At 70.1% G+C, this 16,449-nt stretch carries 9 protein-coding genes; all 9 read left to right on the forward strand.

The window, feature by feature from the left end; all coding sequences use genetic code 11:
• Positions 1-55: 55 nt before the first annotated feature.
• The 9 genes from polA to rapZ all read left to right on the forward strand — a co-directional run bounded on the left by polA (position 56) and on the right by rapZ (position 16,425).
• Positions 56-2,728 carry a DNA polymerase I gene (polA, locus tag ACIP6W_RS08745; protein ID WP_251155017.1) on the forward strand — a complete coding sequence of 891 codons (2,673 nt, stop codon included), beginning with the start codon at positions 56-58 and terminating at the stop codon, positions 2,726-2,728.
• Between the two features lie 241 nt (positions 2,729-2,969).
• A complete protein-coding gene (locus tag ACIP6W_RS08750) occupies positions 2,970-4,649 on the forward strand; it encodes a DUF885 domain-containing protein (RefSeq protein WP_400429070.1) in 1,680 nt (559 codons plus the stop codon).
• 249 nt (positions 4,650-4,898) lie between these two features.
• A complete protein-coding gene (gene rpsA / locus ACIP6W_RS08755; protein ID WP_066654468.1) occupies positions 4,899-6,374 on the forward strand; it encodes a 30S ribosomal protein S1 in 1,476 nt (491 codons plus the stop codon).
• Positions 6,375-6,463: 89 nt separating this feature from the next.
• Complete coding sequence (coaE, locus tag ACIP6W_RS08760; RefSeq protein WP_400429072.1) at positions 6,464-7,066, forward strand: dephospho-CoA kinase; 603 nt, start codon at positions 6,464-6,466, stop codon at positions 7,064-7,066.
• Positions 7,067-7,162: 96 nt separating this feature from the next.
• Entirely contained in the window at positions 7,163-9,235 is a 2,073-nt protein-coding gene (uvrB, locus tag ACIP6W_RS08765; protein ID WP_066658265.1) for an excinuclease ABC subunit UvrB, read from the forward strand.
• Positions 9,225-10,148, forward strand: a complete 924-nt coding sequence (locus ACIP6W_RS08770; RefSeq protein WP_066654448.1) for an SDR family NAD(P)-dependent oxidoreductase — start codon at positions 9,225-9,227, stop codon at positions 10,146-10,148. The genes uvrB and ACIP6W_RS08770 overlap by 11 nt, the downstream gene beginning before the upstream one ends.
• A 49-nt stretch (positions 10,149-10,197) precedes the next feature.
• A complete protein-coding gene (uvrA, locus tag ACIP6W_RS08775; RefSeq protein ID WP_326496312.1) occupies positions 10,198-13,233 on the forward strand; it encodes an excinuclease ABC subunit UvrA in 3,036 nt (1,011 codons plus the stop codon).
• Positions 13,234-15,405 (forward strand): excinuclease ABC subunit UvrC, encoded by a 2,172-nt coding sequence (gene uvrC / locus ACIP6W_RS08780; protein WP_400429074.1) that lies wholly within the window; start codon positions 13,234-13,236, stop codon positions 15,403-15,405.
• 108 nt (positions 15,406-15,513) lie between these two features.
• Positions 15,514-16,425, forward strand: coding sequence for an RNase adapter RapZ (gene rapZ / locus ACIP6W_RS08785; RefSeq protein ID WP_066654437.1), 912 nt, complete (start codon positions 15,514-15,516; stop codon positions 16,423-16,425).
• Positions 16,426-16,449: the final 24 nt, after the last annotated feature.

Genomic DNA, 16,449 nt, shown 5'->3' on the forward strand with positions numbered 1-16,449 from the left:
GTCGTCGGTCACGCTCGCGGACTCCCGTGTCGGATGGCGTCGGTAGGCTGTCCGGGTGTCGGACTCCGCAAAGCCTACCCTCATGGTCATCGACGGCCACTCGCTCGCCTTCCGGGCCTTCTACGCACTGCCGGTCGACAGCTTCGTGAACCGCGAGGGGCAGCACACGAACGCCATCCACGGCTTCATCTCGATGCTGCTCATGCTCCTGCAGCGCGAGAAGCCGACCCACCTGGCGGTCGCGTTCGACATCTCCCGCTTCTCCTTCCGCACCCGCGAGTACGAGGACTACAAGGGCACCCGCTCGGAGACCCCGCCCGAGTTCAAGGGCCAGATCCCGCTCCTGCAGCAGGCGCTCGAGGCGATGGGCATCACGACGGTGACGAAGGAGGACTACGAGGCCGACGACATCCTCGCCACCTTCGCGCGACAGGGTGCCGAGCAGGGGTACCAGGTGTACGTGGTCTCGGGTGACCGCGACTCGATCCAGCTCGTCAACGACGACGTCACGCTGCTGTACCCGTCGGTCCGCGGCGTCTCCGAGCTCACGCGCTACGACCGCGACAAGGTGTACGAGCGGTACGGCATCGAGCCGCACCAGTACCCGGACATCGCGGCGCTCGTGGGGGAGACCAGCGACAACCTGATCGGCATCGACAAGGTCGGCGAGAAGACCGCGGTCAAGTGGGTGACCGCGTACGGCTCCCTCGACGGTGTCCTCGAGCACGCCGACGAGATCAAGGGCGTCGTCGGGAACAACCTCCGCGAGCAGAAGGACCGGGCGATCCGGAACCGCAGGCTGAACCGGCTCGTGAACGACGTCGAGCTGCCCGTCGGACCGGCCGACGTCGCCCTCCGCCCGCTGGACGAGCAGGCCGTCCGCGACCTCTTCGCCAAGCTGCAGTTCCGCACGCTGCTCGACCGGGTCTTCAAGGTCGCCGGTACCGGTGAGCCGAGCGAGGCGAGCGATGCTCCCGGCTCGGTCGACAGCGGCGCGCCGACCCCGCCGAAGGTCACCACGGTCATCGACGAAGAGCTCGGGTACTGGCTCGAGCGCAAGGGTGCGAACGACGCCGAGAACGGGTTCGGCGTCGCGGTCGAGGTCATCGACGGCCGGCTCAGCGCGATCGGCATCGCGACCCACGACGACGCCGTCCTGGTGCCCGGCGGCAGCGGCGCGAAGGACTACGAGCAGCTCGCCGCGTGGTTCGCCTCCGACGCCCCGAAGCACTTCCACGACGCCAAGGCCGCCATCAAGGCGCTCGGCACGGTCGGCATCACGGTGCGGGGCATCGCCGGGGACGCCCGCATCACCGGGTGGCTCGCGCAGCCGGGCAAGCAGGGGCAGCCCCTCGCCGACCTCGTGTACCAGGAACTCGGCGAGGAGCTGCCGACCGCCGACCCGAACCAGCTCGTCCCCGAGACCGAACCGGTCAACGTCGGCGTGCACGCCTGGTACGTCCTGCGGGTCGACACCGCGCTGCGCTCCCGCGTCGACGAGTCCTCGCTGCGGGTGCTCGACACGATCGAGCTGCCGCTCGTCCCGGTGCTGGCGGGCATGGAGACCATCGGTGTCGGTATCGACCGCCCGGTCCTGACCGGGCTGTCGCACGACCTGGGGGAGCGCGCCGCCGAGCTCGCGCAGCAGGCCTTCGCCGAGATCGGCCACGAGGTGAACCTCGGCTCGCCGAAGCAGCTGCAAGAGGTCCTGTTCACCGAGCTCGCGATGCCGAAGACCCGCAAGACGAAGACCGGCTTCTCGACCGACGCGGCGAGCCTGGCCGACCTGCAGGAGCAGCACCCGCACCCGTTCCTCGGACTGCTGCTGCAGCACCGCGACGCCACGAAGCTCCGGCAGATCGTCGACACGCTCGACGCCGCGGTCGTCGACGGACGCATCCACACCCGCTACGAGCAGACCGGCACGAGCACCGGCCGGGTCTCGTCGACGGACCCCAACCTGCAGAACATCCCGGTCAAGACCGCCGTGGGTCGCCGCATCCGGTCGGCCTTCGCGGTCGCCGAGCCGTACACGACGCTCGTGACCGCCGACTACTCGCAGATCGAGATGCGCATCATGGCGCACCTGTCCGGCGACCCGGGGCTCATCCAGGCGTTCAACGAGGGCGAGGACCTGCACCGCTTCGTCGGTGCCCGGGTGTTCTCGGTCGAGCCGGCGGACGTCACCCCCGAGATGCGCACGAAGGTGAAGGCGATGTCGTACGGCCTGGCCTACGGCCTCAGCCCGTTCGGCCTGTCGAAGCAGCTCCGCATCGAGCAGTCCGAGGCGCGCACGCTCATGAACGAGTACTTCGCCCGCTTCGGTGCGGTGCGCGACTACCTCCGGGGCGTCGTCGAGCAGGCCCGTGAGGACGGCTACACCGAGACGATCTTCGGTCGCCGGCGTCCGTTCCCGGACCTGAAGAGCCCGAACCGCGTCCTCCGCGAGAACGCCGAGCGCGCCGCGCTGAACGCGCCGATCCAGGGGTCGGCCGCCGACATCATGAAGATCGCGATGCTCGGCGTCGACGAGGACCTCCGCGAGGGATCGCTCGAGTCGCACCTGCTGCTCCAGGTGCACGACGAGCTCATCCTCGAGGTCGCTCCCGGCGAGCAGGAGCGCGTCGAGGAGATCCTGCGCACCCGGATGGGCGCGGCTGCCGAGCTGAGCGTCCCGCTCGACGTGTCGGTCGGCGTCGGCCCGAACTGGGAGTCCGCGGCGCACTGACGCGCGCGGGTCGCGTTGCGACGCGGCCACGTCACGGACGGGAGGCGCGGTGCCGGCTGGCACCGTGCCTCCAGTCCGTCGTCCAGACAGCTCGCGCGCCGCGGTCGCGTCGAGACGCCGCGGTTGCGTCGAGACGCCGCCAGATCCGGCGGCGTCTCGCTCACCGGAGGGCGTCTCGTGTCGACGCCCCCGTCCCGCCGTCCGCAGCTCCGCCTGCCGAGGCGCTCGGTAGGGTCGGGGCATGAGCGAAGACCGACCCGTCCGCCAGCCGTCCGCCGTCGACCGCGTCGCCGAGGACTGGGTGTCCACCCTCGTCGACCTCGACCCGACCGTCGCCACGTACGTCGGGGTCCCCGGGCGCACCGACGGCTACGGCGACACCTCGCCCGCCGGCGCCGACGCCCTCGCCGACGCCGCACGTTCCGCGCGCCGGGCCCTCGACGCCGCCGAGTCGACGGACGACGTCGACCGGGTGACGAAGACCGACCTCGGAGCGGAGCTCGACCTGGTCGTGGAGTCGCACGAGCGGAAGCTGCACCTGCGGGACCTCAACGTGATCGCGAGCCCCGCGCAGGAGTTCCGCGACGTCCTCGACCTGATGCCGACCGCGACCACCGACGACTGGCAGGACGTCGCGGGGCGCCTGCACGCGCTGCCGGACGCCCTGGAGGGCTACCGCGAGACCCTGCTGCAGGGCACGCGCGAGCAGGTCACGCCCGCTGCGCGCCAGGTCGCACTCATCGCCGAGCAGGCCGCGCGCAACGGTGCCGAGGACGGGTTCTTCCGCCAGCTCGTCGACGGCGCCGCGCTCGAGGGCGGCGCGCCGCTGCCCGAGTCGCTCCGCGGCGAGCTGGTACGCGGCGCCGAGGTCGCGGCGGCCGCGTACCGGTCGTTCGGCGGCTTCCTCGAGCACGAGCTGCTGCCCCTGGCGACCCCGGTCGACGCGGTCGGTCGCGAGGACTACGAGCTGCACTCCCGACGCTTCCTGGGTGCCGTCGTCGACCTCGACGAGACGTACGAGTGGGGCATCGAGGAGCTCGCCCGGATGCGCGACGAGCAGGAGCGCATCGCGGACCGCATCGAGTCCGGCGCCTCGGTGGCGCGCGCGATCGAGGTCCTCGACGCCGACCCCGCCCGCATCCTGCACGGCACCGACGCCCTGCAGCGGTGGATGCAGGAGACCAGTGACGCGTCGATCCGCGCGATGGACGGGGAGTACTTCGACATCGCCGACCCGATCAAGCGCCTGGAGTGCCGGATCGCCCCGACGCAGGAGGGTGGGATCTACTACACCGGCCCCTCCGACGACTTCTCGCGTGCGGGCAGGATGTGGTGGTCGGTGCCGCAGGGCGTCACGGAGTTCGGCACGTGGCGTGAGAAGACGACGGTCTACCACGAGGGCGTGCCCGGTCACCACCTGCAGATCAGCCAGGCGGTCTACAACCGCGGGGAGCTCAACACGTGGCGTCGGCAGCTGGCCGGACCGTCCGGGCACGTCGAGGGCTGGGCCCTCTACGCCGAGCGGCTCATGGAGCAGCTCGGGTTCCTCGACGACGAAGGGGACCGCCTCGGCATGCTCGACGGCCAGCGGATGCGGGCGGCCCGCGTGGTGCTCGACATCGGTGTGCACCTGCAGAAGACCAACCCCGACGGCGGTGGCTGGACGTGGGAGTACGCGCTCGACTTCATGGGCCGGAACGTCAACATGGCGCCGGAGTTCGTGCAGTTCGAGGTCGCCCGGTACTTCGGGTGGCCGGGGCAGGCGCCGTCCTACAAGGTCGGGCAGCGCGTCTGGGAGTCGATCCGCGACGAGCTCGCCGCACGCGAGGGCGCCGCGTTCGACCTGAAGGCCTTCCACCACCGGGCGCTCGCACTCGGCGGGGTCGGCCTGGACACGCTCCGGAGCGCGCTGCTCGACTGACGGCGTGACGGGTCGACGGACGGGAGGCGCGTGGCGGGGTCGCCGCGTGCCTCCCGTCCGTCCTCCGGTCGCCCCGCGACACGCGACACGCCCGGTTGTGGGGCCCGCGGCCCTGCGGCTAGACTCAATCGGCGCAATCCGCGCCAACCAACCACTGCCATGACGGCTCGCACCGACGTTCGGAGCGGACCAGGGGGTCGCTCCCTCGCCGTCACGGCCCGACTCATGTCCGTTCGGAGCAATCTCTACATGACAACCACCACGACCAAGGCTCCCAAGCAGGTCGCCATCAACGACATCGGCTCGGCTGATGACTTCCTGGCCGAGGTCGAGAAGACCCTCAAGTTCTTCAACGACGGCGATCTGATCTCCGGAACCGTCGTGAAGATCGACCGCGACGAGGTCCTCCTCGACGTCGGCTACAAGACCGAGGGTGTCATCCCCTCGCGCGAGCTCTCGATCAAGCACGACGTCGACCCCAACGAGGTCGTCGAGGTCGGCGACGAGGTCGAGGCCCTGGTCCTCCAGAAGGAGGACAAGGAAGGCCGCCTGATCCTGTCGAAGAAGCGTGCGCAGTACGAGCGTGCGTGGGGCGACGTCGAGAAGATCAAGGAGTCCGACGGCGTCGTGACCGGCACGGTCATCGAGGTCGTCAAGGGCGGTCTCATCGTCGACATCGGCCTCCGTGGCTTCCTCCCGGCCTCGCTCATCGAGCTGCGTCGCGTCCGCGACCTGACCCCGTACCTGGGCCAGGAGCTCGAGGCGAAGATCCTGGAGCTCGACAAGAACCGCAACAACGTGGTCCTCTCGCGCCGCGCCCTGCTCGAGCAGACGCAGTCCGAGTCGCGCACCACCTTCCTCAACAACCTCCACAAGGGCCAGGTCCGCAAGGGCATCGTGTCGTCGATCGTCAACTTCGGTGCGTTCGTCGACCTGGGCGGCGTCGACGGTCTCGTCCACGTCTCCGAGCTCTCCTGGAAGCACATCGAGCACGCCAGCGAGGTCGTCGAGGTCGGTCAGGAAGTCACCGTCGAGATCCTCGAGGTGGACCTGGACCGCGAGCGCGTGTCGCTCTCGCTCAAGGCCACGCAGGAGGACCCGTGGCAGGTCTTCGCCCGCACCCACGCGATCGGTCAGATCGCACCGGGCAAGGTCACGAAGCTCGTGCCGTTCGGTGCCTTCGTCCGCGTCGCCGACGGCATCGAGGGTCTCGTCCACATCTCGGAGCTCTCGAACAAGCACGTCGAGCTCGCCGAGCAGGTCGTCTCCGTCGGTGACGAGGTCTTCGTCAAGATCATCGACATCGACCTCGACCGTCGTCGCATCTCGCTCAGCCTCAAGCAGGCGAACGAGGGCGTGGACCCGGAGGGCACCGAGTTCGACCCGGCGCTCTACGGCATGCCGACCGAGTACGACGACCAGGGCAACTACAAGTACCCCGAGGGCTTCGACCCGGAGACCAACGAGTGGCTCGAGGGCTACGACACCCAGCGCACCGAGTGGGAGGGCCAGTACGCGGCCGCCCAGTCGCGCTGGGAGGCCCACAAGGCGCAGGTCGCGAAGACCATCGCGGACGAGGAGAAGGGTGGCTTCGACCTCCCCGCCTCGGCCTCGAGCTCGTCCTCGTCCTCGTCGACCTTCTCGAGCGAGTCGAACGGTCAGGGCACCCTGGCCGACGACGCCTCGCTCGCGGCGCTCCGCGAGAAGCTCAGCTCGAACAACTGATCGAGCGGGTCGCACGTCCCGGAAGCCCGGTACCCCTGAGGGGGTGCCGGGCTTCCGGCGTTCCACGACGTCCTCGGTAACCTGGACCGGTGCGCATCATCGGTCTGACAGGCGGCATCGCCGCGGGCAAGTCCACCGTCTCCCGTCGCTGGGCGGAGCACGGCGCGGTCGTCGTCGACGCCGACCGGCTCGCGCGGCAGGCGGTCGCTCCGGGCAGCCCCGGGCTCGCCCGTGTCGTGGAACGGTTCGGGACGGGCGTGCTCGCCCCCGACGGCGCGCTCGACCGGGCCGCCCTGGGCAGCATCGTCTTCTCCGACGCCTCGGCGCGGAAGGACCTCGAGGGGATCACCCACCCGGAGGTGTGGCGGCTCGCACGGGGAGCGTTCGACGCTGCCGAGGCCGCTGATCCGGAAGCCGTCGTCGTCTACGACGTCCCGCTCCTCGCCGAGGCCCGGGGGAGTCGGCCGATCCGGTTCCACGCGGTCGTCGTCGTGGACGCTTCTGCGGCGCAGCGGGTCGGACGACTCGTCGAGCACCGGAGCATGCCGCGTGACGAGGCCGAGCGACGTGTGGCGGCCCAGGCGTCGGACGCCGAGCGGCTCGCCCTCGCCGACCACGTCGTCGACGCGACCGGATCGCTCGAGGACACCCTGCGGTCCGCCGACGCGGTGTGGGACCGCATCGCGTCCTGAACGGGCCCCGCAGGCCCTGGTACCCGCTCAGCTGTGGGCGATCAGGGCCGTCGGGTGTCAGGGGGCGCGACTACCGTTGTCCCCATGGCAGTGTCGATCCAGCCCACCCGGGCGATCCGTCCCTTCGAGGTGATCAGCGAGTACTCGCCGAGCGGTGACCAGCCGGCGGCGATCGCCGAGCTCGCCGGTCGGATCAACGCGGGTGAGACCGACGTCGTGCTGCTCGGCGCGACCGGTACCGGCAAGTCGGCGACCACCGCGTGGCTGATCGAGCAGGTCCAGCGGCCGACGCTCGTGCTCGCGCACAACAAGACCCTGGCCGCGCAGCTGGCGAACGAGTTCCGCGGGCTCCTGCCGAACAACGCGGTCGAGTACTTCGTCTCGTACTACGACTACTACCAGCCCGAGGCGTACGTCCCGCAGACGGACACCTTCATCGAGAAGGACTCGTCGGTCAACGCGGAGGTCGAGCGGCTCCGGCACTCGACGACGAACTCGCTGCTCAGCCGGCGCGACGTCGTGGTGGTGTCGACCGTGTCCTGCATCTACGGCCTCGGCACGCCCGAGCAGTACATGAACGCGTCGATCGCGCTCCACGTCGGCCAGACGATCTCCCGCGACCAGCTCGTGCGCAAGTTCGTCGGCATGCAGTACCAGCGCAACGACGTCGACTTCGCCCGCGGCACCTTCCGCGTCCGCGGCGACACCATCGAGATCATCCCGATGTACGAAGAGCACGCGATCCGCATCGAGATGTTCGGTGACGAGATCGAGGCGCTCACCTCGCTGCACCCGCTGACCGGCAACGTCATCGCGGACCTGCCCGGTGTCTCGATCTTCCCGGCGTCGCACTACGTCGCCGACACCGACGTCATGCACCGGGCGATCGAGCGGATCAAGGACGAGCTGGCCGACCGACTCGCCGAGCTCGAGGGCCAGGGCAAGCTGCTCGAGGCCCAGCGGCTCCGCATGCGCACGACCTTCGACATCGAGATGATGGAGCAGATCGGCTTCTGCTCCGGCATCGAGAACTACTCGCGCCACATGGACGGGCGCGATGCGGGCGAGGCGCCGCACTGCCTCATCGACTACTTCCCGGACGACTTCCTCATCGTGATCGACGAGTCGCACGTGACCGTGCCGCAGATCGGTGCGATGTACGAGGGTGACGCCTCCCGCAAGCGCACGCTCGTCGAGCACGGCTTCCGTCTGCCGAGCGCGCTCGACAACCGACCGTTGACGTGGGAGGAGTTCCTCGAGCGCGTCGGGCAGAAGGTCTACCTGTCGGCGACCCCGGGCAAGTACGAACTCGGCGTCACCGACAGCGTCGTCGAGCAGATCATCCGTCCGACGGGTCTGGTCGACCCCGAGATCGTCGTGAAGCCGAGCGACGGCCAGATCGACGACCTGCTCGAGGAGATCAAGCTGCGCGTCGAGCGTGACGAGCGCGTGCTCGTCACGACCCTGACCAAGCGGATGGCCGAGGAACTCACGGACTTCCTCGGCAACGCCGGCGTCCGCGTGCGGTACCTGCACTCCGACGTCGACACCCTGAAGCGTGTCGAACTGCTGACGGAGCTGCGCCAGGGCGTGTACGACGTGCTCGTCGGCATCAACCTGCTGCGCGAGGGCCTCGACCTGCCCGAGGTGTCCCTCGTGGCGATCCTCGACGCCGACAAGGAAGGGTTCCTGCGGTCGTCGACATCCCTCATCCAGACGATCGGCCGTGCCGCCCGCAACGTGTCGGGCCAGGTGCTCATGTACGCCGACAAGATCACCGACTCCATGCGCCAGGCGATCGACGAGACCGATCGGCGCCGCGAGAAGCAGGTCGCCTACAACCTCGAGCACGGCATCGACCCGCAGCCCCTCCGCAAGAAGATCGCCGACATCACCGAGGTGCTGCAGCGCGAGAGCGACGACACCAAGGCGCTGCTCGAGGGTCGCCCGGGTTCCGACGGCCGCCGGTCGCCCACGCCGAACCTGCGTCGCGAGGGCATCGCGGGAGAGGGCGCGACCCAGCTCGAGGCGACGATCGCCGACCTCAACGACCAGATGCTGCAGGCCGCGGCCGAGCTGAAGTTCGAGCTGGCGGCACGGCTCCGCGACGAGGTGCAGGACCTGAAGAAGGCGCTGCGACAGATGGAGTCCGCCGGGCATGTCCGCTGACACCTCCGGGACCGCGCGGCGGACGGTCGTCGTCACGGGTGCCAGCGCCGGCCTGGGCTACCACGCAGCCGAGCAGCTCGCGGCACAGGGCCACCGGGTGGTGCTCGCCACGCGGAACCCCGAGCGTGCCGCCGCCGCCGAGCGGAGCATCCGGAAGCACGTCGACGACGCCGCACTCGTGCACCTGCACCTCGACCTGGCCGACCTCGACAGCGTGCGTGCCGCGGCCGTGCGGCTCCGGGAGCTCGGCCCCGTGCACGCCCTGCTCAACAACGCCGGCGTGGTCGGATCGGCTCGCCCGCAGCGCACCGCGCAGGGCTTCGAACTGCAGGTCGGCACGAACCACCTCGGACACTTCGCCTGGACGGCGCTGGCGCTGCCGGCCCTCGACCAGGACGCCGGGCGTGTGGTGCACCTCGGCTCCATCGCGCACCGCTTCACGACGCTCGACCGGACGGATCCGCTCGCGGTCGGCCGCTACGAGGGCCACCGCCAGTACGCCAGGAGCAAGCTCGCGGTGATGCTGTTCGGCTTCGAGCTCGCGCAGCGGCTCGGCGACGCCGGCTCGCGGGTGCGCAGCGTCGTCGCGCACCCCGGGCTGGCACTCGACGCCGCCGCCCCGCCCCGACCGGACGTCGCACCGACGCGGTCCGAACCGGCGTGGATGCGAGCGGGCTCGGGCTGGGTGGCGCAGGGCAAGGACGCCGGGGCGTGGCCGCTCGTGCACGCCGCCGTCGGTGAGGCCGTGCGCTCGGGTGAGTACTGGGGGCCGGCCGGCCCGCTCCAGTTCGCCGGTCGTCCGGCCCTCGTCCCGGCGCGCCCGCGTGCCCACGACCGCACCGTCGCTGCGCGCCTCTGGACGGCGAGCGAACAGGCGACCGGCGTCGCGTTCGCTCTCGACGCACTCGGCTAGACCGCCACGCCCGGACGGATGTCGGTCCTGCTTCGTAGAATCGTCTGCGATGACCATCACCTCTGACCGCGGAACCGCGACCCCGGGCCGGAACGCCTTCGGCGAGCCTGCAGACCTCCACATCCCCGGCGGGACGGCGCCGCACAGCACCTCGACGCTCAGCGTCCGGGGCGCTCGCGTGCACAACCTCCGCGACGTCGACCTCGAGATCCCTCGGGACTCGCTCGTCGTGTTCACGGGGCTGTCCGGGTCGGGCAAGTCCTCGCTCGCGTTCGACACGATCTTCGCCGAGGGCCAACGGCGCTACGTGGAGTCGCTGTCGGCCTACGCCCGGCAGTTCCTCGGCCAGGTGGACCGGCCCGACGTCGACTTCATCGAGGGCCTGTCGCCGGCGGTCTCGATCGACCAGAAGTCGACGAACCGGAACCCGCGGTCGACCGTGGGCACCATCACCGAGGTCTACGACTACATGCGTCTGCTCTGGGCGCGCATCGGTGTCCCGCACTGCCCCGTCTGCGGCGAGGTGATCAGCAAGCAGAGCGTGCAGCAGATCGCGGACCAGCTCATGGAGTTCGAGACCGGCACGCGCTTCCAGGTCCTCGCGCCGGTCGTCTCCAAGAAGAAGGGCGAGTTCGTCGACCTCTTCCAGGAGCTCGCGGCCTCGGGGTACGCCCGTGCGATCGTCGACGGTGAGCGCATCCAGCTGAGCGACCCGCCCAAGCTCAAGAAGCAGGTCAAGCACGACATCTCGGTGATCGTCGACCGTCTCGTGGCGAGCGACGACATCCTCGGCCGCCTCACCGACTCGCTCGAGACCGCCCTGCGGTTGACGAACGGCACCGTGGCGATCGACCTCGTCGACCACGAGGGGCCCGGCGCGGTCCGGACCTACTCCGAGAACCTGTCCTGCCCGAACAACCACCCGCTCGCGCTCACCGAGATCGAGCCGCGGACCTTCTCGTTCAACGCACCGTTCGGTGCCTGCCCCGAGTGCTCGGGCCTCGGTACCCGCATGTCGGTCGACCCCGACCTGGTGCTCGGCGACCCCGAGGCCTCGCTGCGAGACGGCGTCCTGCTGCCCTGGACGGGCACGAGCGGGCTGTACTCGTACTTCGAGAAGCTCCTCGCGGGTCTCGGCAAGGACCTCGGGTTCGGCCTCGACACCCCGTGGAACCAGCTCGACCCGTCGGTGCAGGCCGCGATCCTGACCGGCAAGGACTTCCAGGTCTCCGTGTCGTGGAAGAACCGTTTCGGCCGCGAGATGCGGTACACGAGCGGGTTCGAGGGCGTCATGCCCTACATCGAGCGCAAGTTCGCCGAGGCCGAGTCGGACTCGCAGCGGCAGCGCTTCCAGGGCTACCTGCGCGAGGTCCCCTGCCCGGTCTGCGACGGCACGCGCCTGAAGCCCGAGGTCCTCGCCGTGACGGTCGACGGTCGCAGCATCGCCGACGTGACCGACATGTCGCTCGACCAGGCGTACGGCTTCATGGAGGAGCTGACGCTCACCGAGCGTGAGGCGCACATCGCGGCCGCGGTCCTCCGCGAGATCCGCGCGCGGCTCGAGTTCTTGCTCGAGGTCGGCCTGAACTACCTGACCCTCGCACGCGGAGCCGGCGGGCTCTCCGGCGGCGAGGCACAGCGCATCCGGCTCGCGACGCAGATCGGATCGGGCCTGACGGGTGTGCTCTACGTGCTCGACGAGCCGAGCATCGGCCTGCACCAGCGCGACAACCGTCGGCTCATCGACACGCTCGTCAAGCTCAAGGACCTCGGCAACACCCTCATCGTCGTCGAGCACGACGAGGACACCATCCGCACGGCGGACTGGGTCGTCGACATCGGACCGGGCGCGGGCGTGAACGGCGGCAAGGTCGTGCACTCCGGCTCCTACGAGGGCATCATCGCGAACCGCGAGTCGGTGACCGGTGACTACCTGGCAGGTCGGCGCGCGATCGAGGTGCCCGCCGAGCGACGGAAGATCAACCCGAAGCGCGTCATCAGCGTGCAGGGCGCCCGGGCGAACAACCTCAAGCAGGTCGACGTCGACTTCCCGCTCGGTGTCTTCACCGCGGTGACCGGCGTCAGTGGCTCCGGCAAGTCGACCCTGGTCAACGACATCCTGTACAAGGTGCTCGCGAACCAGCTCAACGGCGCACGGCACATCGCCGGCAAGCACACCCGCGTGAAGGGCCTCGACCAGCTCGACAAGGTCGTGCACGTCGACCAGGCGCCGATCGGCCGCACCCCGCGGTCCAACCCGGCGACCTACACCGGCGTGTTCGACCGCATCCGGCAGCTCTTCGCCGAGACGCCCGAGGCGAAGGCGCGCGGCTACCAGCCCGGTCGCTTCAGCTTCAACGTCAAGGGCGGCCGCTGCGAGAACTGCTCGGGTGACGGCACGATCAAGATCGAGATGAACTTCCTGCCCGACGTCTACGTGGCGTGCGAGGTCTGCGGCGGTGCGCGGTACAACCGCGAGACGCTGCAGGTGCACTACAAGGGCAAGGACATCTCCGAGGTCCTCGACATGCCGATCAGCGAGGCGGCCGACTTCTTCGAGCCGATCTCGGCGATCCACCGCTACATGGCGACGCTCGTCGACGTGGGCCTGGGCTACGTGCGCCTCGGGCAGAGCGCGACGACCCTCTCCGGTGGCGAGGCCCAGCGCGTCAAGCTCGCGACGGAACTTCAGCGCCGCTCGAACGGCCGTACGGTCTACGTGCTCGACGAGCCGACGACCGGCCTGCACTTCGAGGACGTCCGGAAGCTGCTGCTCGTGCTGCAGAGCCTGGTCGACAAGGGCAACACCGTGATCACGATCGAGCACAACCTCGACGTGATCAAGTCCGCCGACTGGCTGGTCGACATGGGACCCGAGGGCGGCGCCGGTGGCGGTACGGTACTGGCCGTCGGCACCCCGGAACACGTGGCCGACGTCCCCGAGAGCCACACCGGTGTGTTCCTGCGCGAGATCTTCGATGCGCAGGACGCCCGTGTCGGCAAGGAGCAGGCGGTCGGTGCGCGTCAGGCCACCCAGAAGCACCAGGGCGGGCAGCAGAGCAAGCAGAAGGCGGGTGCTCGGTAGGTGGCGGACACCGTCTCCTGGCGGCCGAAGGCGGGGGAGATCCCGACCGACCCAGGCGTCTACCGGTGGCGTGACGAGGCCGGTCGGGTGCTCTACGTCGGCAAGGCGAAGAACCTCCGCGCCCGCCTGAGCAACTACTTCGCACCGCTGCCGACCCTCCACGAGCGCACCCGACGCATGGTGCTCACGGCCCGGAGCGTCGAGTGGACCACCGTCGGCTCCGAGATCGAGGCACTGCAGCTCGAGTACACCTGGATCAAGGAGTTCGACCCGCCGTTCAACGTCAAGTTCCGGGACGACAAGTCGTACCCGTACATGGCGATCACCCTGGGCGAGGAGTCGCCGCGGGTGATGGTGACGCGGAACCGGAAGATCAAGGGCGCGAAGTACTTCGGGCCCTACCCGAAGATCTGGGCGGTGCACGACACCATCGACCTGATGATCAAGGTGTTCCCGATCCGCACCTGCTCGGACTCGTCCTACAAGAAGGCGATGCAGACGGGCAAGCCGTGCTTCCCGGGCCAGATCGGCAAGTGCGGTGGACCCTGCTCGCAGAAGGTCACCATCGCCGAGCACCGGGCGATCGTCGAGGAGTTCGTCCGGTTCATGGGCAGCTACGACCGCAGGGTGATCACGACCCTGCGGCAGCGCATGGCCGCGGCCGCCGACGCCATGGACTACGAGCAGGCGGCGCGGTACCGCGACCAGGTCGGTGCCCTCGAAGCGGTGCTCGAGAAGTCGGCGGTGGTCCTCCGTGACTCGGTCGACCTCGACCTGTTCGGTGTGGCCGAGGACGAGCTCGCCGCCGCCGTGCAGCTGTTCTCCGTGCGCGGCGGGCGCATCCGCGGTGTCCGGGGGTGGGTGGTCGACAAGGAGCTCGACATCAGCACCGGTGACCTGGTCGAACAGATCGTCCAGGGCCAGTACGCGACGAGCGACGACGTCCCGCGCGAGGTCGTCGTGCCGGAACTCCCCGAGGACGCCGAGGCCCTGCAGCAGTGGCTCAGCGAGCGGCGCGGCGGGCGCGGCACGAAGCTCAGCACGGCCCAGCGGGGCGACCGGGCGGGCCTCGCGCGCACGGCCGCCCAGAACGCCGCGCAGGCGCTCATGCTCTACAAGACGAAGCGCAGCGCGGACTACACGACCCGGTCGGCTGCCCTCGCCGACATCCAGGACGCCCTGGGCATGACCGAGGCCCCCCTGCGGATGGAGTGCTACGACATCTCCCACCTGCAGGGCACGAACGTGGTGGCGTCGATGGTGGTGTTCGAGGACGGGCTCCCGCGCAAGGACCAGTACCGCCGTTACACGATCGCCGAGACGACCGACGACACCGACAGCATGTACCAGGTGCTGTCGCGACGGCTGGCGCGCCTCGACGAGGACGCCGCGGTGCCGGACGTCCCGGACGCCACGAGCGAGGACGTCGTCGAGGGCACGAAGCCGACGAAGCGGTTCGCGTACCGTCCGCAGCTGCTCATCGTCGACGGCGGCCAGCCCCAGGTCCAGGCTGCCAAGCGGGCGATGGACGAGGCCGGCGTGCACGACATCGCCCTGGTGGGCATCGCGAAGCGCCTCGAGGAACTGTGGTTGCCCGACGACGACTTCCCGGTGATCATGCCGCGCAACTCCGAGGCGCTCTTCCTGATCCAGCGGATCCGTGACGAGGCGCACCGGTTCGCGATCACGCACCAGCGGACCCGCCGGAAGCGCGACGTCCGGTCGCAGCTGTCGGAGATCCCCGGGCTCGGCCCGACCCGGGTGAACGCCCTGCTGAAGCACTTCGGGTCGGTCGCGCGCCTGCGTGAGGCGACGGCGGAGCAGATCGCCGAGGTGAACGGCGTCGGGCCGGCGACCGCGGCGGCGGTCGTCACGAAGCTCGCGCAGACGCCCCGCAGCGCGCCGGAGGGGAGCCCGCCCGGAGCGAGCGCCCCGGAGGCGGGCCCGTCCGGTGCGAGCGCCCCGGACGCGGGCTCGCCCGGAGGAAGCGTGCCGGAGGCGAGCAACGCCGACCCTGCCGGGCGCGCAGCCAGCACCCCCGGTCCGGAGCGGACGACGGACCCGGACGCGCCCGCAGCAGCCGCCGCGGAGGAGCCGAGCCGCGCCTCCCGGCCGGTCGGCCCCGTCCGCGTCCCGGACGTCTCCGCCGACGGCCCGTCGCGTCCACGGTGACCGGCCCCGCTCCGAGCGCGGGACGGTAGCCTGGTCGCGCAGCCGAGACCCGAAGCCGAGACCTCCCCGGGCCGTGGCCCGGGCCGCCACGACGGAGCCCTCCCACACATGAGCGACACGAGCGACGACCGAACAACCCCGACGTCCGCGTCGCAGCAGCACGACATCCTCATCGTCACCGGCATGTCCGGCGCTGGCCGTTCCACGGTCGGCAAGGCGCTCGAGGACCTCGGCTGGTACGTGGTCGACAACCTCCCGACGCAGATGCTCGGCCCGCTCACCGAGCTCGCGGACCGTGCCGGGGAGAAGATCCCGAAGATCGCGACCGTCGTCGACGTCCGCGGCGGACGGTTCTTCACCGACCCGGAGCAGGCGGTCGAGCAGGTCCGTGCCAGCACCTCCGCCCGGGTCCGGGTGCTCTTCCTCGAGGCGACGGACGCCGTGCTCGTGCGCCGCTTCGAGCAGGTCCGCCGGCCGCACCCGTTGCAGGGCGACGGGACGCTGCTCGACGGCATCGGCCTCGAGCGTTCGCGGCTGTCCGGGCTGCGCGAGGCCTCCGACGTCGTCATCGACACCTCGGACCTGAACATCCACCAGCTCGCCAACGCCGTCACGGAGCGCTTCGCCGACGACCACTTCGTCGGGGTCCAGGTCACGCTCATGAGCTTCGGGTTCAAGTACGGGCTGCCCGCCGACGCCGACATGGTCGCGGACGTGCGGTTCATCCCGAACCCCTACTGGGTGCCGGAACTCCGCCCGCACACCGGCCTCGACGCCCCCGTCTCGGAGTACGTCCTGTCGCAGCCGGGCGCCCGCTCGTTCGTCGAGCGGTACGCTGCCGTGCTCGAGCCCGTGCTGGCGGGATACCAACGCGAGAACAAAAGACACGCTACGATCGCCATCGGCTGTACCGGCGGCAAGCACCGCTCGGTCGCCGTCGTCGCCGAGTTGGCGAACCTCCTCCGCGGGATGTCCGACGTCGCCGTGCGTGTGAAGAACCGAGATCTCGGCCGGGAGTGACCGTTCCTCCGGCCGCTCCACACC

The organism is Curtobacterium sp. NPDC088465, from assembly GCF_044753165.1.
In the GTDB taxonomy this organism is placed as follows: domain Bacteria; phylum Actinomycetota; class Actinomycetes; order Actinomycetales; family Microbacteriaceae; genus Curtobacterium.

Excerpts from the sequence above, each read along its gene's own strand:
- ACIP6W_RS08750 (WP_400429070.1), top strand. The coding sequence starts at position 2,970 with ATGAGCGAAGACCGACCCGTCCGCCAGCCGTCCGCCGTCGACCGCGTC.
- rpsA (WP_066654468.1), top strand. The coding sequence starts at position 4,899 with ATGACAACCACCACGACCAAGGCTCCCAAGCAGGTCGCCATCAACGAC.
- ACIP6W_RS08770 (WP_066654448.1), top strand. The coding sequence starts at position 9,225 with ATGTCCGCTGACACCTCCGGGACCGCGCGGCGGACGGTCGTCGTCACG.
- uvrA (WP_326496312.1), top strand. The coding sequence starts at position 10,198 with ATGACCATCACCTCTGACCGCGGAACCGCGACCCCGGGCCGGAACGCC.
- rapZ (WP_066654437.1), top strand. The coding sequence starts at position 15,514 with ATGAGCGACACGAGCGACGACCGAACAACCCCGACGTCCGCGTCGCAG.